Origin of the sequence: Brevundimonas mediterranea, from assembly GCF_011064825.1 — a bacterium.
Taxonomy (GTDB): domain Bacteria; phylum Pseudomonadota; class Alphaproteobacteria; order Caulobacterales; family Caulobacteraceae; genus Brevundimonas; species Brevundimonas mediterranea_A.
In genome coordinates this window covers 641,114-661,878 of record NZ_CP048751.1, presented here as the reverse complement: position 1 = coordinate 661,878, position 20,765 = coordinate 641,114, and the positions used below count along the sequence as shown (strand labels likewise).

20 protein-coding genes and 1 tRNA gene are annotated in these 20,765 nt (G+C 68.3%); 13 read left to right on the top strand and 8 right to left on the bottom strand.

The genetic code is table 11. The features are described from left to right. The first annotated feature begins 14 nt into the window (after window positions 1-14). Window positions 15-131 (top strand): phospholipase domain-containing protein, encoded by a 117-nt coding sequence (locus tag GYM46_RS17000; protein WP_164952604.1) that lies wholly within the window; start codon window positions 15-17, stop codon window positions 129-131. Between the two features lie 63 nt (window positions 132-194). On the opposite strand, the gene GYM46_RS03260 is transcribed toward GYM46_RS17000, so the two are convergent. The 6 genes from GYM46_RS03260 to GYM46_RS03235 form a co-directional block, all read right to left on the bottom strand. Then, window positions 195-1,025: a hypothetical protein gene (locus GYM46_RS03260; protein ID WP_008260646.1), complete on the bottom strand. Its 831-nt coding sequence runs from the start codon at window positions 1,023-1,025 to the stop codon at window positions 195-197. Between the two features lie 94 nt (window positions 1,026-1,119). After that, entirely contained in the window at window positions 1,120-2,802 is a 1,683-nt protein-coding gene (locus GYM46_RS03255; RefSeq protein WP_008262443.1) for a M56 family metallopeptidase, read from the bottom strand. Next, window positions 2,799-3,173 carry a BlaI/MecI/CopY family transcriptional regulator gene (locus tag GYM46_RS03250; protein ID WP_008262949.1) on the bottom strand — a complete coding sequence of 125 codons (375 nt, stop codon included), beginning with the start codon at window positions 3,171-3,173 and terminating at the stop codon, window positions 2,799-2,801. The genes GYM46_RS03255 and GYM46_RS03250 overlap by 4 nt, the downstream gene beginning before the upstream one ends. A 288-nt stretch (window positions 3,174-3,461) precedes the next feature. After that, entirely contained in the window at window positions 3,462-4,499 is a 1,038-nt protein-coding gene (locus GYM46_RS03245) for an oxidoreductase (RefSeq protein ID WP_040349952.1), read from the bottom strand. A 7-nt stretch (window positions 4,500-4,506) separates the two neighbouring features. Further along, window positions 4,507-5,943: a helix-turn-helix domain-containing protein gene (locus tag GYM46_RS03240; protein ID WP_008261034.1), complete on the bottom strand. Its 1,437-nt coding sequence runs from the start codon at window positions 5,941-5,943 to the stop codon at window positions 4,507-4,509. Continuing rightward, on the bottom strand, window positions 5,936-6,076 hold the full coding sequence (locus tag GYM46_RS03235) for a hypothetical protein (protein WP_156796404.1): 141 nt from the start codon (window positions 6,074-6,076) through the stop codon (window positions 5,936-5,938). Before GYM46_RS03235 ends, GYM46_RS03240 begins: the two co-directional genes overlap by 8 nt. Between GYM46_RS03235 and GYM46_RS03230 the strand changes: the two genes are divergently transcribed. Then, a complete protein-coding gene (locus tag GYM46_RS03230; RefSeq protein WP_008259414.1) occupies window positions 6,075-7,610 on the top strand; it encodes an acyl-CoA carboxylase subunit beta in 1,536 nt (511 codons plus the stop codon). The two genes, GYM46_RS03235 and GYM46_RS03230, sit on opposite strands and share 2 nt — an antisense overlap. Window positions 7,611-7,631: 21 nt before the next feature. On the opposite strand, the gene GYM46_RS03225 is transcribed toward GYM46_RS03230, so the two are convergent. Continuing rightward, window positions 7,632-8,132 carry a DUF2199 domain-containing protein gene (locus tag GYM46_RS03225; protein WP_040349283.1) on the bottom strand — a complete coding sequence of 167 codons (501 nt, stop codon included), beginning with the start codon at window positions 8,130-8,132 and terminating at the stop codon, window positions 7,632-7,634. A gap of 114 nt (window positions 8,133-8,246) precedes the next feature. Between GYM46_RS03225 and GYM46_RS03220 the strand changes: the two genes are divergently transcribed. The 7 genes from GYM46_RS03220 (at window position 8,247) to tdh (ending at window position 17,769) form a co-directional block, all read left to right on the top strand. Next, a complete protein-coding gene (locus tag GYM46_RS03220; RefSeq protein ID WP_008264219.1) occupies window positions 8,247-10,226 on the top strand; it encodes an acetyl-CoA carboxylase biotin carboxylase subunit in 1,980 nt (659 codons plus the stop codon). A gap of 232 nt (window positions 10,227-10,458) precedes the next feature. Next, window positions 10,459-11,838 (top strand): methylmalonyl-CoA mutase family protein, encoded by a 1,380-nt coding sequence (locus GYM46_RS03215; protein WP_040349284.1) that lies wholly within the window; start codon window positions 10,459-10,461, stop codon window positions 11,836-11,838. Continuing rightward, entirely contained in the window at window positions 11,835-13,991 is a 2,157-nt protein-coding gene (gene scpA, locus GYM46_RS03210; RefSeq protein WP_008260341.1) for a methylmalonyl-CoA mutase, read from the top strand. The genes GYM46_RS03215 and scpA overlap by 4 nt, the downstream gene beginning before the upstream one ends. Next, entirely contained in the window at window positions 13,988-14,410 is a 423-nt protein-coding gene (mce, locus tag GYM46_RS03205) for a methylmalonyl-CoA epimerase (RefSeq protein WP_008264256.1), read from the top strand. The genes scpA and mce overlap by 4 nt, the downstream gene beginning before the upstream one ends. A 40-nt stretch (window positions 14,411-14,450) precedes the next feature. Continuing rightward, window positions 14,451-15,380, top strand: coding sequence for a DUF4232 domain-containing protein (locus tag GYM46_RS03200; protein WP_008259085.1), 930 nt, complete (start codon window positions 14,451-14,453; stop codon window positions 15,378-15,380). Between the two features lie 41 nt (window positions 15,381-15,421). Continuing rightward, complete coding sequence (locus GYM46_RS03195; protein WP_008264384.1) at window positions 15,422-16,612, top strand: glycine C-acetyltransferase; 1,191 nt, start codon at window positions 15,422-15,424, stop codon at window positions 16,610-16,612. 104 nt (window positions 16,613-16,716) lie between these two features. Further along, window positions 16,717-17,769, top strand: a complete 1,053-nt coding sequence (gene tdh, locus GYM46_RS03190; RefSeq protein WP_008258650.1) for an L-threonine 3-dehydrogenase — start codon at window positions 16,717-16,719, stop codon at window positions 17,767-17,769. Window positions 17,770-17,959: 190 nt separating this feature from the next. Here the strand turns inward: tdh and GYM46_RS03185 are convergent, their stop codons facing one another. Beyond that, complete coding sequence (locus tag GYM46_RS03185) at window positions 17,960-19,237, bottom strand: lytic murein transglycosylase (protein WP_008263359.1); 1,278 nt, start codon at window positions 19,235-19,237, stop codon at window positions 17,960-17,962. 182 nt (window positions 19,238-19,419) lie between these two features. Here GYM46_RS03185 and GYM46_RS03180 point away from each other — a divergent pair. From GYM46_RS03180 to GYM46_RS03165, 4 genes are all read left to right on the top strand, one after another. After that, window positions 19,420-19,496, top strand: a tRNA-Ala gene (locus GYM46_RS03180). A gap of 241 nt (window positions 19,497-19,737) precedes the next feature. Further along, window positions 19,738-19,863: a type B 50S ribosomal protein L36 gene (gene ykgO / locus GYM46_RS03175; RefSeq protein ID WP_008263184.1), complete on the top strand. Its 126-nt coding sequence runs from the start codon at window positions 19,738-19,740 to the stop codon at window positions 19,861-19,863. Between the two features lie 196 nt (window positions 19,864-20,059). Next, on the top strand, window positions 20,060-20,335 hold the full coding sequence (locus GYM46_RS03170; RefSeq protein ID WP_008263716.1) for a DUF2312 domain-containing protein: 276 nt from the start codon (window positions 20,060-20,062) through the stop codon (window positions 20,333-20,335). Window positions 20,336-20,467: 132 nt separating this feature from the next. Next, window positions 20,468-20,764 (top strand): hypothetical protein, encoded by a 297-nt coding sequence (locus GYM46_RS03165; protein ID WP_040349953.1) that lies wholly within the window; start codon window positions 20,468-20,470, stop codon window positions 20,762-20,764. Window position 20,765 lies beyond the last annotated feature (1 nt).

Below are 20,765 nucleotides of genomic sequence, written 5' to 3'. Positions count from 1 at the left end.
CCCCGCCCCCGATCTTGCGATCGGGGGCGGGCGAGAGCCTGACGGGCGTATGGGCGCTGGCGCCCGATGGAGGACGATACGACCTCTGGGTTCTGGGACCGTCAGGGCGGGTCGGTCATTTCGTCGGCTGACCCAAGGCTGAGGCCTGGACGGCGCGGGACGAAGGCCCGAGCCGTCCAGGCGCCACGCCCTCTTCACCAGATCTGGGTTTGGGCGGGAATGCTGTTGAAATAGCTGCAGAGGTTCACATACGGGCCGCGATTGCAGGTGGCCGGGCTCTGGATCAGGTTTCCGGAGTTGTCCGTGTTCTTGGCCGGCGTGCTGCCGGGTTTGTGAGACCACAGGCCGTTGCTGTCCCTTCGGTACCAGTGGAAGTCATTTCCGGGCCAGATGACCAGGCAGATGATCTGCCCCGCCGCCGGGGTGACGTTGGGATTGGGGATCAGGATCTGGCCGTCGCGCTGCGAGGCGGCGCCGACGTTGTCGCAGCTGAACGTCGTGTACATCTGACCGGACCCGCGCCCGGGCTGTGCGAAACTGTTGGTGATCTTGTCGTTGGCGTAGTTGTAGCAGTTGTTGTTCGCCATGATGTAGGGGTTGTTGTTCCACTTCCCGGGATCATAGGGCGGCGCGGCGAACACCGTGGGCGCGGCCTCCGCCTTAAAACCCTCGCCGCCGATTTCCTCCGAGACATAGTCGTAGAGATCGTCCGGAAGCGCCGCCCGGCCGGTTTCGAGCAGGAACAGTTCGGTTTCGGGCGATCCGAGGTTGAGCGAGATATTGAGGCCACCGATCTCGGCCAGGCCCTGGTGGACGAAGATGTGCGAATCCAGCGCCTTCTCGCCCGTGCTGAGGATGCTGAAGCCCCGATAGCCCAGGGCGCCGGCGATGCCGGGGGGGCGAAGAAGTGACCGCTCCTGCGTGGATCGGAGCCGTTCCGTGAGTTGAAGCACCTGGTCTTCCGCCAATTCCCAAACCGGGTCCGGACGACCAGAGAAGATGTGAAGCGTAACGATGACTGACATAGTGTTTGCTCCCTGTGTGCAACCTTAAAGTGTCGCATCTGGGCGGCGAAGTCAATCTTAGGTCGTGAAGGTTCGCGATAGGGTCGTGTCCGGATCAATCCTGACGGCGCGCGTCGCGCGTCAAGCGGGCCGCGTCACGGTCCATCTCGTCCGCCTGGGCGGGCAGGCTGGCGGCGACGGCCAGGAGTTCGGCGTCGGTGACGCGGTTGCCGCGCGTGCGGTTCTCGGCGATCTGGCGGGCGCGATAGGCGGGGTCGCGAAGGCGGACGGCCTCCGACCGCAGGTCCTGGGCGCTCTTGCGCATCTGTTCGGCGCCCTGGGCCATCTGGCGGCGGGCGTCCACGCGGGCGCTCGCCGCCTGGAGCCGCGCCTGTTCACCCATGCGTCGCGCCTTTTCGCCTTCGACGCGGGCCTGGGCGGCGGCGGCGCGGGCCTGGGCCCCGGCGAGGCGGGCGAGCTCGGCGCGGACTCGGTCCTGGTCGGCGCCGCGTCGGGCGATCTCGGCCTGGGCGCGGCTTTCATCGGCTCGCGCGCGGGCTTGATCGGCGCCGCGACGGGTCTCGTCAGCGCGTGCGCGGGCCTGATCGGCTTCGGCGCGGATGTCGGCTGCGGCGCGATCCGCTTCCGGGAAGGGGGCGCCCCTGTAGGTGTAGGTGGAGCTTGAGCTGAAAATGGTCGGCGCCGGGGGAGCGGGAGGCGCAGGCGGAGCAGGAGGAGCAGGCGGAGCAGGAGGAGCAGGCGGGGGCGCGACGACCATCGACGGGGGCGTGGGCGGTTCCGGCGGGGCAGGCGGGGGCGGGTTGGCCCAGTCCTGACGGCTCAGCTCCAGGGCGGCCAGCGGCGTGGCGACGGCGGCGAGGGCGGCGACGGTCAGGGCGACGGTCAGCGGGCGACGGCGGGACGGCGTGTTCGACATGATGCAGGCGATCCTTGTCTTCAAGGTGCGGGCGTCGGCGGCCATGGGGCTGGCGGCGCAGGGAATGGAGCGGGGGACGGGATGTGCGGCCAGGCGGACCAGGGCGCGGGCATAGACCTGACGGTCCACGGTGGTCAGGGCGTCGGCGTCGGCGGCCTCTTCGGAGCGGGCGACCAGGTCGAGGTGCAGGGCCCAGACCAGGGGATTGAACCAGAACAGGGCCAGGCTGAGCCGCGACAGAACCAGGAAAACCCAGTCCTTGCGCCGCAGATGGGCCAGTTCGTGGGCGAGGATGGCCGGGGCGGCCTGGCGTTCGGCGAGACTGGTCGGATCGACCAGGATGACGCCGGGCGCGGCGCCCCAGCTGAGCGGGCCAGACAGCCGGTCGTTGGCGATCAGGCGCGGCGGTCGGCCGGTGGTCTGGGTGTCCAGCGCGGTGCGCCAGGCGGGGCATTTGACCGCGCGGCCTTCGTGGGTCCAGCGGTCCAGGGTGTGCAGGCCCAAGAGCAGCCGTCCGGCGACCGCCGCGACGCCGATCAGCCAGATCAGGCCGACGATCAGGGCGGGGGTGGGCCAGGGCAGGGCGCCGGAGATCTCGACCCCGGCGACGGGGCCGACCTCGCCCTGCCACATGGGAAGGGTTTGCGGCGTCACGAGCGGCTCGGCGGCGGGCAGAAGCGCCAGTTCCAGCGACGGCAGGACCGCCATGATCACCGGCAGGGCCAGCAACAGACAGGTCACGCCGCGCAGGATGTCGACCCGGTCCACCGGCCGCTGGGCCAGCAGGCGCGAACAGGCCAGGCCGGCGCCGGCGATCAGGCTGGACTTGACCAGGAGCGAAAGCAGAAGGGCCCAGGTCACGACTCGCGCTCCACGGATTCGTCGATGATGCGTTCGAGGGCGGCGGCCTCTTGCGGCGTCAGCTTCTGGCCCAGGCCCAGCAGGGCGGTGGCGGCGCTGGCGGCCGAGCCGGCGAAGAAGGTGTCGATCATCCGTTGCAGGGCGCCGGCGGCGACCGCCTCGGTGCGCTGGACCGGGCTGTAGACATAGCCGTCGGGGCCAGGGGCGCGTTCGATCAGACCCTTGGCCTCCAGCCGCGACAGCAGGGTGCGGACGGCGGAGTCGCTGATCGGGTCGGACAGAGCGTTGCGGACGGCGGCGGCTGAGCCCCTCTCGAGCCGACACAGGGTCTCGAAGACCTCGCGTTCGCGGCGGGGCAGGGATTCGATCATGAGGCTGTTCCCGTGGCTGTTGACGTTACACCTGTAGCGCTACATGCGTAGCGGATTGGGGCGGGAATGAGGCGGGGGGATGAACTCGCGGTAGGGTGGGGCGTCCACGCTTTCGTCATTCCGGGCGGAGCGCAGCGGAGACCCGGAACCCAGCGGCGCGCGAGAGCGCGAACCTGTCGCGGGCTCTGACCTTCGAACATCGAGCGGCGGACCCATTTCGCCTTCGGCGCCGCTGGGTTCCGGGTCTTCGGGCCAAGCGGCCCTTCGCCCGGAATGACGAAAGAAAAGCTAGAGCGAAACCTCGCGGGCCTCGGCGGCGCTGCGGAGACCCGCGTCGAGGATGCGCATGACGGTCAGGGCCTGGGCGGCGGGGACGGGAGGCGGGCCTTCACCCCGGATGGCGTCGCGGACGGCGGCGTAGAAGGCGGGGTAGTCGCCGCGTTCGGGCGTGGGGGTTGTGCGGAGGGTTTGGCCGTCGATCTGTTCGGTCAGGACGCCGGGCGAGGGGTCCAGGCCCCAGTCGGGGTGGCCGGGGCGGAGCCCGGCTTTGGATTGGCTCTCCTGGGCGTCGAGGCCGTGCTTGATGAAGCTTCCGCCTGTGCCGTGGACGACGTAGCGGAGCGAAGCCTCTGCGGCGAGGTGGCTCATGTTCAGGATGACGCGCAGCCGGTCGTAGCGCAGCAGGACGTGGGCGTAGTCGATGGCCGTGGTGCCGACCCGCTGGGCCTGGAGGTCGGCGTAGACGGCCAGGGGCGGGCCGAACAGTTGCACCGCCTGGTCGATCAGGTGCGGGCCCAGGTCGGCCCAGACGCCGCCGTCGCGCTGGTCCTTCCAGCGGTCGGTGACGGTGGGGCGGAAGCGGTCGTAGTGGCTTTCGAACACGGCGATCTCGCCCAGGTCGCCCTGGTCGATCAGGCGGCGCAGGGTCAGGAAGTCGGCGTCCCAGCGACGGTTCTGGAAGACGCTGAACACGCCGGGCGCTTCGGCGGCGACGGCGGCGACGGCTTCGGCCTGCTCAAGCGTGGCGGCGAAGGGCTTGTCCACCACCACCGACTTGCCGGCCTTCAGCGCGGCGATGGACTGTTCGGCGTGCAGGGCGTCGGGGGTGGCGACGACGATCAGGCCGATGTCGTCGCGGGCCAGGGCGGCGTCCAGGTTGGGCAGGACCGCGACGTCCGGCAGGTCGGCGTGGACGGCTTCAGGGCGGGACGAGACGACGGCGGTCAGGGTTAGGCCGGGGGTGGCGGCGATCAGGGGGGCGTGGAAGGTCTGGCCCGCCAGGCCGTAGCCGACGACGGCGACGCCGATGGGTGCGTGTGAGGTCATGCCCCGATCAATAGCGGTCCGGGCGCGGGCCATCCAGCACATAGGGCACCACGCCGCGCTCGTTCTCGGGGACGTGAAGGGCGCGGTCCAGGGGGGGGAAGGCGCGCTGGGTGCAGTCGGTGCGCTCGCAGATGCGGCAGCTGACGCCGATCCGGGCGGCGGGGCCGTTCAGGTCCAGGCCGGCGGCATAGACCAGAGACCCGGCGTGCTCGACCTCGCAGCCCAGGGACAGGGCGTAGCGGCGGTCGTTGGCCAGGTAGGAGCCGCTGGGCTTGGACACGCTGCGGGCGATGGAGATGTAGCGCGAGCCGTCGGGCATCTCGGCCAGTTGCACCCCGATCCGGTCGGGCGTGGCGAAGGCTTCGTGCACGTTCCACAGGGGGCAGGCGCCGCCGAAGCGGGCGAACTGGAAACGGGTGGCGCTGTGGCGTTTGGTGATGTTGCCGGCCATGTCGACGCGGGCGAAATAGAAGGGCACGCCGCGCCAGCCGGGCCGTTGCAGGGTCGACAGCCGGTGGCAGACCTGTTCGAAACTGACCTGGAACCGGGTGCGCAGCCGGTCGATGTCGTGCTTCTCCGCCCGCGCGGCCTCCAGGAAGGCGCGGTAGGGCAGAAGCAGCGCGCCGGCGGCGTAGTTGGCCAGGCCGACGCGGGCCACGTCGCGCGCGGCCTGGGTGCGGAAGGCGGCCTGGTCCAGTTCGGTCTCGATCAGGTCGCGGAAGGACAACAGGGCCAACTGGTGGGCCAGCTGGAAGGAGCGGGTGGCGCCGGGCCGCCAGGCGTCCAGGGTCAGCACCCGGTTGGCCGGATCATAGCGGCGCAGGGCCTCCTGACCCGCGACATAGACGGTGCGGACCCCGTGCCGGTCGGCCAGCAGGGTCTCCAGCGCCCGTTCGATCGGGCCGTCCTGGGGGACCGCCGCGGCCAGGGCCTCGGCCGCCGTATCCAGGCTGTCGACGTAGTTGTCGCGGTAGTGGAAGAAGTCGCGCACCTCCTCATAGGGCAGCAGGGCGACGCGGGCGCCCAGTTCGTCGCGGCCCAGGGTGTCGTCCAGCGCCTTCACCCGCTCGTCCAGCTGGCGGAAGGCCTGGTGCAGGGCCAGGAACTGATGGGCCAGGCGCGGGGTGTTGGCGACGGCCTGTTTCAGCTCGGCCGCCGTCGGGGGCTCTGCCCCGCCGCTGACCGGGCCGGCGATGTCGGTGGTGGCCTCGCGCAGGTCGGCGATCAGGCGGGCGTCGCCCTCCAGATCGAACAGGCTGGCGTCGATGTGGAAGGCGCGGGTCAGGGCGATCAGGACGCGGGCGGTGGCCGGGCGCTGATTGGTCTCGATCTGCGACAGATAGGAGGGCGACAGGCCCAGCCGCTCGGCGCAGGCCTCCAGCGTCCAGCCGCGCGCCTCGCGCAGCTTGCGCAGCTTGGCGCCCAGGAAAAGCTTCTCAGCCATTCGCAAGTTTGCAGTTCATCGTTCCCACCTTTGCAAGTCCGCGCAGTTCCGCACCTTTTGCAAAGTTGCGTTTGCCATTTTGCGATGAAGCCGCCACTCCTTGCCGTTCGAACACAAGGCCGAAACCGATCATGACTCAAGCCATCCTTGAAGAACTGGAGCGCCGTCGCGCCGCCGCCAAACTGGGCGGCGGGGAAAAGCGTATCGCCGCCCAGCACGCCAAGGGCAAGCTGACGGCGCGCGAACGCATCGACGTTCTGCTGGACGAGGGCTCCTTCGAGGAGACCGACATGTTCGTCGAGCACCGCAGCCACGACTTCGGGATGGAGACGCAGCGCATCCCCGGCGACGGGGTGGTGACGGGGCGCGGCACCATCGGCGGGCGGCTGGTCTATGTCTTCTCCAAGGATTTCACGGTGTTCGGCGGGAGCCTGTCGGGCGCCCATGCGGCCAAGATCGTCAAGTTGCAGAAGATGGCCCTGACGACCGGCGCGCCGATCATCGGCCTGTTCGACGCGGGCGGGGCGCGGATCCAGGAGGGGGTCGAGAGCCTGGCCGGTTACGCCGACATCTTCCTGCAGAACACCCTGGCCAGCGGCGTCATTCCCCAGATCAGCGTGATCATGGGGCCGTGCGCGGGGGGCGACGTCTATTCGCCGGCCATCACCGACTTCATCTTCATGGTGAAGGACACGAGCTACATGTACGTGACCGGCCCCGACGTGGTGAAGACGGTCACCAACGAGGTGGTCAGCCACGAGGACCTGGGCGGGGCGCGGGTCCATGCCGGCAAGTCGGGCGTGGCGGACGGGGCGTTCGAGAACGACCTGGAGGCCCTGTCGGAGGTGCGCCGCCTGATCGGCTTCCTGCCGCTGTCGAACCGCGAAAAGCCGCCGGTGCGCGAGAGCTATGACGAGCCCGAGCGGGACGAACCGTCGCTGGACACATTGATCCCGGCCAATCCGAACCAGCCCTATGACATGAAGGAGCTGATCCTGAAGGTGGTCGACGAGGCCGACTTCTTCGAGATCGGGGCCGACTTCGCCAAGAACATCATCTGCGGCTTCGGCCGGCTGGACGGCCAGACGGTCGGGATCGTCGCCAACCAGCCCCAGGTGCTGGCCGGGGTGCTGGACATCGATTCAAGCCGCAAGGCCGCGCGGTTCGTGCGCTTCTGCGACGCCTTCGACATTGCGCTGGTGACCCTGGTGGACGTGCCGGGCTTCATGCCGGGGACCAAGCAGGAGTATGGCGCCCTGATCAAACACGGGGCCAAGCTGCTGTTCGCCTATGCCGAGGCGACCGTGCCGAAACTGACCCTGATCACGCGCAAGGCCTATGGCGGCGCCTATGACGTGATGAGTTCGAAACACCTGCGCGGCGACGTCAACTACGCCTGGCCCACCGCCGAGATCGCGGTCATGGGCGCCAAGGGCGCGGTCGAGATCATCTTCCGCAAGGAGGCCGGCGACCCGGCGGCCCTGGCCGCGCGCGAGGCGGAGTACAAGGACCGGTTCGCCAATCCGTTCGTGGCGGCGGGCCTGGGCTATATCGACGACGTCATCATGCCGCACGGGACGCGGCGGCGGCTGGTGAAGGCGCTGCGGACGCTGAAGAACAAGGTCCAGGAGAACCCCTGGAAGAAGCACGACAATATTCCGCTTTAGGTGATGAAACCCGGAGCCGTTTCAGTGCTGAGCCATATGTGCGTGATAGTAGGCCATCGCTTCATCGAAGCTGATGCCGTTTCGTTGGTGATGAACCAGCGGATGGTCGGCCTCGTGCAGTTTAATGAGTGGGCGCTGCCGATCATCTTGCGGAACGACATCGCACATCAGTGCAGTCGTTTGCGGGTAGCCCGGTATCGCGTTCGCGAAATAGCCGAACATGACTCCAAGCTTCGACTGGTCGGCATCCTCGAAGGTGTCCCAATAGCGGTCGATATTGGTTTTGCTGAGCGTGGACCAGGCGCCAAACTCCAAAGTTTGATCGCTGCCGATTATGGGCAGAACAAGAACGCAGCGAACGTAGAAATCCACGTCTTTAAACCGACAGAAGTCACTCTGAAGAACCCAGTCTCCCGCGCGTTCCTCGGGTGTCGCCCAGTCATAAGGCGCGGGCGCATGGAAAGTGAGAGCGGCAAGACCGTTGTGGACCTTCCCGCACGTCGCACAAATAAAAGACGCCATTTCGCTGACCCGACCCGCCGCCAAACTACAGCCCGCCAAACTTACTGGCGTAATGCCGGTCTTGTCGCCTCCCGTTTCCGTCCGACGCCCTCGCTGCCCTCAAGGACCGCCTGAATGTTCTCTAAAATCCTCATCGCCAACCGGGGCGAGATCGCGGTTCGGATCATCAAGACCTGCCGCCGCATGGGCATCAAGACCGTGCAGGTCTATTCGGAGGCCGACGCCGGGTCGTTGGCGGTCGAGATGGCCGATGAGGCGGTGCTGATCGGGCCGGCGCCGGCGGCGCAGTCCTATTTGCTGGCGGATAAGATCGTCGAGGCGGTGCGCCAGACGGGGGCGCAGGCCGTGCATCCGGGCTTTGGGTTCCTGAGCGAGAACGCCGGGTTCGCGCGGCGGCTGAGGGACGAAGGGATCGCCTTCATCGGCCCGAACCCCGAGGCCATCGAGGCCATGGGCGACAAGATCAGCTCCAAGAAGCTGGCGGCCGAGGCGGGGGTCTCGACCGTGCCGGGGCATATGGGGCTGATCGAGACGCCGGACGAGGCGGTCAAGATCGCCAACCAGATCGGCTATCCGATCATGATCAAGGCCAGCGCCGGCGGCGGGGGCAAGGGGATCCGCGTGGCCCATTCGGACGCCGACATGGCCGAGGGGTTTGCGGCGGTGAAGGCCGAGGCGCTGAACGCCTTTGGCGACGACCGGGTCTTCCTAGAGAAGTTCATCATCGACCCGCGCCACATCGAGATCCAGGTGCTGGGCGACAAGCACGGCCATGTGGTCCACCTGTTCGAGCGCGAATGTTCGATCCAGCGCCGCAATCAGAAGGTCATCGAGGAGGCGCCCTCGCCCCTGCTCGACGAGGCCACCCGCGCCGCCATGGGGGCCCAGGCCGTCGCCCTGGCCCGGGCGGTGAACTATGACAGCGCCGGCACGGTCGAGTTCGTGGCCGGTCAGGACAAGAGCTTCTACTTCCTGGAGATGAACACCCGGCTGCAGGTCGAGCATCCGGTGACGGAGCTGATCACCGGGGTCGATCTGGTCGAACAGATGATCCGTTCGGCCTGGGGTGAAAAACTGGCCTTCGAGCAGAAGGATCTGTCGATCAACGGCTGGGCCATCGAGAGCCGGATCTATGCCGAGGACCCGTATCGCGGCTTCCTGCCGTCCATCGGGCGGCTGGTCCGCTACGAGCAGCCGGAAGAGGGCGATCAGGGGGATTATACGGTCAGGAACGATTCCGGCGTCCGCGAGGGCGACGAGATCAGCATGTTCTACGATCCGATGATCGCCAAGCTGTGCGCCTGGGGCGAGACGCGCGAGGACGCGGTGACGGGCATGGCCCGGGCGCTGGAGGACATCCATCTGTCGGGCCTGGGGCATAATGTGCCCTTCCTGGCGGCGGTGATGGACCAGGACCGGTTCAAGTCGGGCGAACTGTCGACCAGCTATATCAAGGACGAATTCCCGGACGGCTTCCACGGCCTGCGGCCGACGGTGGAGCAGGAGCGGATCCTGATCGCCTCGGCCCTGGCCATGCACGAGGTGATCGCCGAACAGGACGGCGATCCGTCGGACCGCACCGACTGGATCGTGATGATCGACAAGACCCCGCACGGCGTCGGCCTGTCCTATGACGAGGACGAGGAGATGATCCTGACCCTGACGGGCGGGGGCGACATCCGCCTGTCGGACATCGACTGGCGGCCCGGCCTGGCCCAGTTCAAGGCCGAGCTGGACGGCGAGCCCTTCACCGCCGAGGTCAAGCGCGTCGCCGACGGCTTCGACATCCGCCACCGGGCGGTGCGGGCGCGGGTGCGGGTGCTGCGGCCGCATGTCGCCGAACTGTATGCGCGCCTGCCGGAGAAGGCGGTGGCGGACACCTCGAAGATGGTGCTGTCGCCGATGCCGGGGCTGGTGGTGTCGATCCCGGTCGTCGTCGGCCAGGAGGTCAAGACCGGCGAGACGGTGGCCATCATCGAGGCCATGAAGATGCAGAACATCCTGAAGGCCGAGCGCGACGGGGTGGTGAAGGCCGTGGGGGCCAAGGACGGGGATTCGGTGGCGGCGGATGACGTGCTGGTGGAGTTCGGGTGATGCCTGCCCTTCTCCTCTTTCGTCATCCTCCGGCGCTCCGCAGGAGCGACCGGGGGACCCAGCGGCGCCGTAGCGAAGCGAAGGCGAAAGCCCGCAGGGCGGCGCGTCAGCGCCTCGACGGGCAGGCCGGCGTGTGCGGCAGGTTCGCGCTTTCGCGCGCCGCTGGGTCCCCCGGTCTGCGCCGCTGCGCGGCTTGCCGGAGGATGACGAAAGAAGAAGGGGGGGCGGGCGCATGAGCTTCCCCATCCCCACCCCCCTCGAATGGCGCGAGGCGGCCCAGAAGGCGTTGAAGGATCGGCCGATTGAGGCGTTGATGTCCCTCGACGCGGACCAGCTGGTCACGCGGCCGCTGTACGCCGGGGCGACGGGCGTTCAGCCGATCTTCGCCCCGCGTCCGTCCGATTCCGAAGGCCGGGCCTGGGATCTGCGGACCCTGGTCGAGGGGGATGATCCCGAGGCGGTCAATGAAGCCGTGCTGACCGATCTGGAGAACGGGGCCGCCTCGGTGGTGCTGAAGGGGCGGGTGCTGGCGGATTCAGCGCCGCTGGGTCGAGCGCTGGAAGGCGTCGCTCTGGAGCTGGCGCCGGTCGCGCTGGAGGCCGGGATCGACGGGCCGGATGCGGCCAACGCCCTGGCCGTCGTGGCCAAGGGCTCGCCGCGCGCCAAGCTGAGGTTCCACATGGACGTGATTTCGGCCTTCGCCGAGGCGGGCGGGGCGCCGCGTTCGGTGGAAGAGCATCTGAGCCTGGCGGCCAATACGGCGGCGCGCCATGCGGGGGCCTATCCCGACGCGACCTTCTTCCTGGCCGGCGGGCGCGTGGCGCACGAGGCGGGGGGATCGGCGGCGCAGGAGCTGGCCTTTGCGGCCTCAAGCGTCGTGGCCCATGCGAAGGCGGCTGTGGACGCCGGGATGTCGGTCGAGGCGGCCTTGCGCGGCACGGTCGTCGGCCTGTCGGTCGATGCGGAATATTTCGACAGCCTGGCCAAACTCAGGGCCATGCGGCTGATCTGGGCGGCGTTGACGCGAGGGTTTGGCGTTGAAGCGCCGGCGGTGATCGAGGCGCGGTCGTCGCGGCGGATGCTGGCGGCGCGCGACCCCTGGCCCAATCTGCTGCGGCTCACGGCGGCGGGGTTTGCGGGCGCCGTGGGGGGCGCGGACGTGGTGGTGCTGGACGGTTTCACCCGCGCGACCGGACGGTCCGACGCCTTCGCCAGGCGGCAGGCGAGGAACACCCAGCTGGTGCTGATGGAGGAGGCCAATCTGGGCCGGGTCGACGATCCGGCGGCGGGCAGCTGGTATCTGGACGCCCGGACGCGGGATCTGGCCGAGGCCGGCTGGGCCGAGTTCCAGATGATCGAGGCCGAGGGCGGTTTGGTCGAGGCCCTGAAGGGGTCGGTGATCCAGCCCCGCATCGCTCGCGCCCGCGCTTTGCGTGAGGCGGCGTTGGCGAACGGCGCAGCCCAGATCATCGGGGTGACGAAATATGTGGACGCGGACGTGCGGCCGGCGCCGGTCGAAGCGGCTGACGCGGCGCCGTCGCCGGTCGAGCGGGTCTGCGAACCCCTGACGCCGATCCGATTTGCGGCGGCCTTCGAGGAGGCGGCTCAATGAGTTTCCCCGACTTCAGCAAGATCGCCCTGAACCTCGACGCGACCGGGCAGGGGCCGACGCGCGACCCGTGGCTGACGCCCGAGGGCCTGACGGTCGAGACCGCATACGGCGCCGAGGCGCTGGCGGGGCTGGAGCATCAGGACGGCCTGCCGGGCTTCGCGCCCTTCGTGCGCGGGCCCTATCCGACCATGTATGCGGGCAATCCCTGGACGATCCGCCAATACGCCGGCTTCTCGACCGCCGAGGAATCCAACGCCTTCTATCGTCGCAATCTGGCGGCGGGGCAGAAGGGGCTGAGCATCGCCTTCGATCTGGCGACGCACCGGGGCTACGACAGCGACCACCCGCGGGTGAAGGGCGACGTCGGCATGGCGGGGGTGGCCATCGACAGCATCTATGACATGCGGACCCTGTTCGACGGGATCCCGCTGGACCAGATGTCGGTGTCGATGACGATGAACGGGGCGGTGCTGCCGATCCTGGCCCTCTATGTCGTCGCAGCGGAAGAACAGGGCGTGCCGCACGCGGCCCTGACCGGGACCATTCAGAACGACATTCTGAAGGAGTTCATGGTTCGGAACACCTACATCTACCCGCCCGAACCCTCGATGCGGATCATCGCCGACATCTTCGCCTGGACGGCGCAGGAGACGCCGAAGTTCAACAGCATCTCCATCAGCGGCTATCATATGCAGGAGGCCGGGGCCTCGGCGGATATCGAGCTGGCCTATACGCTGGCGGACGGGATCGAATATCTGCGGGCGGGCGTGGCGGCGGGCATGCCGATCGACCGGTTCGCGCCGCGGCTGAGCTTCTTCTGGGCCATCGGCATGAACTATTTCATGGAGGTGGCCAAGATGCGGGCCGGCCGCCTGCTGTGGGCCGAGGCGGTGCGGAAAGAGGGCGGGGTCGATCCGAAGTCGTTGAGCTTGCGCGCCCACTGCCAGACGTCGGGCTGGAGCCTGGCGGCGCAGGACGTGTTCAACAATGTGCCGCGCACCATGGTCGAGGCCATGGCGGCGGCGGGCGGGCAGACGCAGAGCCTGCACACCAATGCGCTGGACGAGGCCCTGGCGCTTCCGACCGACTTCTCGGCCCGGATCGCGCGCAATACCCAGATCCTGCTGCAGTCGGAGACGGGGCTGACCAAGGTCATCGATCCGTGGGGCGGCAGCTTCTATGTCGAGCGGCTGACCCACGAACTGGCCGAACGGGCGCGCGCCCACATGGCCGAGGTCGAGGCCCTGGGCGGCATGGCCAAGGCCATCGAGGCCGGCATCCCCAAGCTGAGGATCGAGGAGTCCGCCGCCAAGACCCAGGCCCGGATCGACACCGGCCAGCAGACGGTGGTGGGGGTGAACAAATATCTGAACCCCGTCGTCGACGATATTCCGATGCTGAAGGTCGACAATGCGGCGGTGCTGGCCGCCCAGATCGACAAGCTGAAACGGCTGAGGGCCGAGCGGGATCAGGCGGCGACCGATGCGGCGCTGGAGGCGCTGACGAACGGCGCGCGGGGCAGCGCCAATCTGCTGGAGCTGGCGGTGCAGGCGGCGCGGGCCAAGGCGACGGTGGGTGAAATCTCCGACGCGCTGGAGGCCGCCTTTGGGCGCCATGTGGCGACGGTCCAGACCGTGTCGGGCGTCTACGCCAAGGAGGCCGGCGCCGATCCCCGCTTCGCTCGCGCCCGCGAGATGGTGGCGACCTTCGTCGAGAATGACGGCGGGCCGCCGCGCATCCTGATCGCCAAGCTTGGCCAGGACGGGCACGACCGGGGCCAGAAGGTGGTCGCCACAGGCTATGGCGACCTGGGCTTCGACGTCACCGCTGGCGCCCTGTTCCAGACTCCGTCCGAGGCGGCGAAGGACGCGGTCGAGAAGGGGGTCCATGCGGTGGGGGCCTCGTCCCTGGCGGCGGGGCATTTGACGTTGGTTCCCGAGCTGAAGGCCGAGCTGGAGAAGTTGGGCCGGCCTGACATCATGATCGTGGTCGGGGGGGTGATCCCGCCGTCGGACGTCCAGCCCCTGCTCGATATGGGCGCCGCCGCCGTCTATCTGCCCGGGTCGGCCATCGCCGATACGGCGGTGGACCTGATCGAGAAGCTGAACCAGCGGCTGGGTTACGCTCAGCCCGCGCCTAAGGAGACCGCATGATCGGCGCCCTGAACCATGTCGGGGTCGCCACGCCCTCCATCGCGGACTCGATCAAACTGTATCGGGACATTCTGGGGGCGACGAAGATCGGAGAGCCGTTCGACCTGCCGGCGCAGGGGGTGAAGGTCTGTTTCATCGACACCCCGACGGCCCAGATCGAGCTGATCGAACCCTATGACGACACCAGCCCCATCGTCGGCTTCCTGGCCAAGAACCCCAAGGGCGGCCAGCACCACGTCTGTTTCGAGGTCGCCGACATCCACGCCGCCGTCGCCGAGATGCGGGCCAAGGGCGTCACAATCCTGGGCACGGGCGAGCCGCGCATCGGGGCGCACGGGACGCCGGTCGTCTTCCTGCATCCGCGCGACATGGGCGGGGTGCTGATCGAGCTGATGGAGACGCCGAAAGGCGCGCACTGATCGCTGGAGCCTTTCGCCAGCTTCGCCGTTAAGTTTGCCAATGGAAGACCTGACCATGATGCGCCGCCTGACCGCTTTCGTCGTCCTCGCCGCCCTGACCGGGGTCTCCGCCTGTCAGCAGGCGGAGCCGGAGCAGCCGACCGCCCCGGTCGAGCCCCAGCCGGCGCCCGCGTCGGCCGTTCCGGCTGTCGGCTACGCCTGCGAGAGCGGGGCGATGGTCGAGGCGCGTTATCCCGACACGGCCACGGCGCAACTGGCCTACAAGGGGCGGACCTATGATCTGCGCTCGGTCGAGGCGGCCAGCGGCGCCCGCTATGTCGGCTCGGGCGTCGAATGGTGGACCGCCCCCCGCGACGGCCAGGAGAAGGCGACCCTGAGCCGCCTCGGCCCCAACGAGGAGGTCGGGGTGGCGGTGCTGGAACAATGCGCGCGGCCGGTGGCGACGGCGGCGACCGCCGCGCCGGCTCCGCAAGCCTTGCCGGGCCAGACGACCACGCCCGCGCCGGGCGGAGTCCTGCCTGCGTCCACGCCCTGCAAGGGACCGCAGCTGAAGCTGGCGGCCGAGGGCGGCGACGCCGGGGCGGGCAACCGGGTGCGCAACTTCAGCCTCCAGAACCTCGGCGCCCAGGCGTGCAGCCTGACCGGCTATCCGGGCGTGACGCTGCTGGACGGGCAGGGGCGGCCCCTGACCTCAATCCGCGCCGACCAGAGCCCCGGCAGCTATTTCCGTCAGGGCCAGGCGCCGGCGCCGGTCGAACTGGCGCCCCGGGCCAAGGCCTATTTCGAGGTGGCGTGGAACGTCGTGCCGGACGAGACGATGCAGAAGACCTGCCCCAGCGTCGCCACCCTGCGCGCCACAGCGCCGGGCGACACGGCGGCCGTCAGCCTGCCCTTCGAGTTCCAGCCGTGCGGCGGCAAGATCCGCGTCAGCCCGATCCGGGCCGAGGCGGACCCCGAGATGGCGACCTAAGACGGGTGGAATCCCGGTCGAAATCGGCGTAGGTCGCGGCCATGACCCAGAGCTTCTATGACCGCGTCGCCGGCGAACTGACCGAGATCGACGCCCAGGGCCTGACCAAGCCCGAACGCATCATCGCCTCGCGTCAGGGGCCGGTGATCCAGGTCGCCGGCCGCGACGTGCTGAACTTCTGCGCCAACAACTATCTGGGCCTGGCGGGCGACGAACGCGTCGTCCAGGCCGGGATCGCCGCTCAGCAGAAGTGGGGCGCAGGCACGGCCTCGGTCCGCTTCATCTGCGGCACCCTGGAGATCCACAAGGAGCTGGAAGCCGCCATCGCCGGCTATCTGGGTTTCGAGGACGCCATCCTGTTCGCCGCCGCCTTCGACGCCAACGGCGGCCTGTTCGAACCCCTGCTGGGCGAGAACGACGCCATCGTGTCGGACAGCCTGAACCACGCCTCGATCATCGACGGGGTGCGGCTGTGCAAGGCCAAGCGCTATCGCTTCGCCAACTCGGATATGGATGAGCTGGAAAGCCGCCTGAAGGAGGCCCGCGAGGCCGGCGCCCGCGACATCATCATCGCCACCGACGGCGCCTTCTCGATGGACGGCTATATCGCCAAACTGGATCAGATCCGGGTGCTGGCCGACAGGTACGACGCCCTGATCATGGTGGACGACTGTCACGCCACCGGCTTCCTGGGTCCGCAAGGCAAGGGATCCTTCGCCCATCACGGGGTCGAGGTGGATTTCGTCACCGGCACCTTCGGCAAGGCCCTGGGCGGCGCCATGGGCGGCTTCATCTGCGCGAAGAAGTCGGTGGTCGAACTGCTGAAGCAGCGGGCGCGGCCCTATCTGTTCTCCAACGCCCTGGCGCCGGCCGTGTGCGGCTCCAGCCTGGAGGCCATCCGTATCGCTCAAGGGGTGGAGGGCGACGCCCTGCGCACCCGCCTGTCGGCCAACGCCCACCGCTATCGCATGGCCATGACCGATGCGGGCTTCGACCTGCTGAACGGCGAACATCCGATCATCCCTGTCATGCTGGGCGACGCCAAACTGGCGCAGGACTTCGCGGCGCGGGCGCTGGAGCTGGGCGTCTATGTGATCGGCTTTTCCTTCCCCGTCGTGCCGCGCGGCCAGGCCCGCATCCGCACCCAGATGTCGGCGGCGCATAGCTTCGACCAGATCGACCGCACGGTGGCGGCGTTTACGCAGGCGGGACGAGAACTGGGCGTCATTTAGCCCTCTTCGCGCGCCATCGACGAAGAACAAGCGGTGAGGAGGCGTGGGGCCTCAGCCGCGGGCTTCGGAACAAGCCGAGGCCATGATTTCAGGGAGTTGAGACTATGACCGACACGATGAAGGCCCTGGCCAAGACCGCCCCGGGCGTCGGCCTGGAACTGATCGACGCGCCGATCCCCGAGGCGGGACCGGAGGATGTGCTGATCCGCGTCCATCGCACCGCCGTCTGCGGCACCGACATCCACATCTGGAACTGGGACGAGTGGTCCCAGAAGAACGTCCCGACCCCGATGATCACCGGCCACGAGTTCGCCGGCGAGATCGTCGCCGTCGGCAAGGATGTGGATCGCCCGCTGAAGATCGGCCAGCGCGTCTCGGCCGAGGGGCATGTCATCGACCTGAACTCCGAAGCGGCCCGCGCCGGCCATTTCCACTTGGACCCCAAGACGCGCGGCATCGGCGTCAACCGCCAGGGCGCCTTCGCCGAGTTCGTGGTGGCGCCGGCCTTCAACGTCATCGAACTGCCGGACGACGTGCCCTATGAGATCGGCTCGATCCTGGATCCGTTCGGCAATGCGGTGCACACGGCGCAGCAGTTCGACCTGCTGGGCGAGGACGTCCTGGTCACCGGCGCCGGCCCCATCGGCATGATGGCCGCCGCCGTGGCCCGCCACGCGGGGGCGCGCACCGTGGTCCTGACCGATATCAACGACTTCCGGCTGGAGCTGGCGCAGAAGGTGGCGCCGGGCGTGCGCACCGTGAACACGACCAAGGAAGACATCCACGACGTCATGAAGGAGCTGGGCCTGAAGGTCGGCTTCGACGTGGCGCTGGAGATGTCCGGCTCGCCGATCGCCTTCAGACAGTGCGTCGATACCCTAATCATGGGCGGCGGCATGGCCATGCTGGGCATCCCCGGCAAACCCATGGAGACCGACTGGGGCGCGATCATCCTGAAGGCCCTGACGATCAAGGGCGTCTATGGCCGCGAGATGTTCACCACCTGGCGCAAGATGCTGGGCCTGCTGAAGGCCGGCCTGGACCTGAGCCCGCTGATCACCCACCGGCTGGATTACGCCGACTATCGCGAAGGCTTCGAGGCGATGAAGTCGGGCCAGTCGGGCAAGGTGGTGCTGAACTGGGACAAGGCGGCCTGAGCGAACTTCACCTCCCTGTCGGCGAAGGCCGACGGGGAGGACCGGTCGCGCTGCGACCAGGAGGGGGCGACTCCGACAGTGGTGATGACCGATCCAGCTTCAGAAACCGAGTCGCCCCCTCCTGGCGCTCGCTGACGCGATCGCCTGTCCTCCCCGCGCGCCTTCGCGCGCGGGGAGGTAAAGTCGCCCCTCAGTTCGCCTTGCGGATCAGTTCGTCGGCCAGGGCGGCGGTCAGATAGCCGTCGGCGATGCGGCCGTTGGCCTGTTGCCAGCGGCGCAGGGCCGTGCGCGTGTTGGTTCCGATGACCCCGTCGACCCCTTGAGTGTCATAGCCCAGCCGCGTCAGGGCGGCCTGGGCGCCGATCCGCTGTTCGCGCGACATGGAGGCGTCGTTGGGCCAGGCCTTGGTCAGGCCGGGCTTGCCCATGATCCCGTCCGCCGTCAGGCCGATGGCCAGGGCGTAGGAGACCGAGTTGTTGTAGCGCCGGATCACATAATGGTTCGGCAGGGCCAGGAAGGCCGGGCCGTTCGCGCCCTGGGGCAACAGGATGGTCGCCTCTTCCAGCGCCTCGGCGCCGTTCGGCGTGCCGCCCTGGGACAGGCGCACGCCCCTGGCCGCCCAGTGGGCCCAGTTGTGTTTCGGCCCTTCGGCCTCGGCGTAGTTGAAGCCTGCGGGCAGGACGACTTCGTAACCCCAGCCCTGGCCGCGCTTCCAGCCGGCCTGGGCCAGCAGATTGGCGGCGGAGGCCAGGGCGTCCGCGTCGTCGCCCCAGATGTCGACCTTGCCGTCGCCGTCCTGATCGACGCCGAGGCGCAGATAGTTGTCGGGCATGAACTGGGTCTGGCCCATGGCCCCGGCCCAGCTGCCCTTTAGACCCTCGCGTTCGCGCCGGCCGTCGACGACGATGTCCAGCGCGTCCTTCAGCTGGGCCTCGGCCCAGTCGCGGCGGCGGCCGTCATAGGCCAGGGTCGCCAGCGAGCGGATGACGTCATAGTCGCCCTGGACCTGACCGAAGGCGCTCTCCTGAGCCCAGACCCCGACCAGGATCTCGGACGGCACGCCGAAGCGCTGGACCACCGGCCACGGCACGCGGTCGATCCGCTGCTTGGCCTGGGCGATTCGCACCGGCGTCACCGCATTCTGGATATAGGCGCCGGCGGGCTTGGAGAATTCGGGCTGATTGCGGTCCAGCCGCACGACCGAGGCGTCGGGCGTCAGCCCGGCCAGTTCGCGTTCGTAGTCGGCGCGACGGCCCCCGCCCTTGCGCGCCAGGAATCCCTGTTTCCAGCCTTCGAACCCCTGCTGGTCATAGGCGGCCAGGGGCGGCGTCTGGGGCGCGGGCGTCGGCGCCGCGACGGGCGCGCCCGGGTCAGGCGTCGGCGTCGGCAAATTGACGGGCGGCTCGGGCAGCATCGGCGCGCAGGCGGCGACACAGCAGATGAGGAGTAGGCGATAGGAAAAGCGCATGAGATTCAGACTACAGCCCCCGAGGTAATAGGTGAAATGACATCCGCGCGAATGACTTTCACGCGCCACAAAGCGCCTGTGGCGCGAAAGCGGCGCCGGGAGACTCCCCTATTGACGTCGTTAACCCTCAATTTCATCGACGCGCTAACGAACTGCGGCGTATTGGCGCAGGGTCCTCTGACGGCCTGATGGCGGAGTGGCGACGCGACGGGCGTGCAACCCCGGAAACCCTCCGTTCGACTCGGAGGTCAGGCCTCCATCTTTTTTTGGGTGCTACCGCCCTTCGGGCTGCTTGAGCACATCTCTTTGGGTGCTATCGCGCTTTGCGCTACTTGAGCACAGGTCGGGGATCGCCGCGCCGGGCAGGCGGGGATTGGGTTTTCCGTGCATTTGCCTTGTAGCGGGTTGACGTTCGGAAGACCGCTCTCTATACGACCGCCTCCGCCGCGATCCGACCGGATCAGCGGCTTTCTTATTGGCTTCTCTCAGGACGTCCGACCATGAAGGTCCGCAGCTCGCTCAAGTCCCTGAAGACCCGTCACCGCGACTGCAAGGTCGTGCGTCGCAAGGGCGTCGTCTTCGTCATCAACAAGACCGACCCGCGCTTCAAGGCGAAGCAGGGCTAAGCTGCGTTCGCGGCGCGCCGCTCGGGCGGCGTGCGCACGCAGGGCCGCGCTTAGGTCGCCCGAAGGGCGACAGCGCGACAAAAGCTCTGACGATCCACAGGCTGCGGGCTTTGTCCGCGGCCTTTTTCGTGTTCGGCGGTTGAGCCACGCCGCTGGGCGTGGTTAGCGTCCGCGCTTGATTTCTGGAGTATTCCCCATGGCCGATGACGCCGCCTTCGACGCCTCGTCCGATGTTCTGACCGCGACGGCCCAGGGCCGGCTGCGCTCCATCATCGAGCGTCTTGAACGCCTTGAGGAAGACAAGCAGGCCGTGATGACGGACATGAAGGAAGTCTTCGCCGAGGCCAAGGGCGAGGGCTATGACGTCAAAATCCTGCGCAAGGTCATCCGCATCCGCAAGCAGGACAAGGCCAAGCGCCAGGAAGAGGACGCCATCCTGGACCTCTATCTGTCGGCCCTCGGCGAGATCTGAGACTGACCCGGCTTGAAGCGCACCCCCTTCAAGCCCGGCGGCGGCCTTTCGCGCTCAGGCGGGCCGAAGGGCGATAGCGCTTTCAAGACGCGTTCAAGCAGCCCGAAGGGCGATAGCGCGCCCAAGAAGCCGCTGCCTAGCCCGTTCGAAATCCAGCGTGAGGCCGCCAAGCGCGCGGCCTTGAACGCATTGAAACGCGCCCGCCGCTCGGCAGAGAAGGCGGGCGTTTCTCTGTCGGAATGGGAGGGCGAGTTCCTCGATTCAGTCGGCGAGCGGGTCAAGACCCACGGCCGCGCCTTCGCCGACCCTGAAAAGGGCGCGCCTGGTCAGGCCCTGTCGGCCATGCAAGGCCGCAAGCTGAAAGAAATCACCGCCAAGGCCAAGGGCGAGGAGCCTAAGCGGCGGTGGGGCAGGAAGAAGGAAGAGTGAT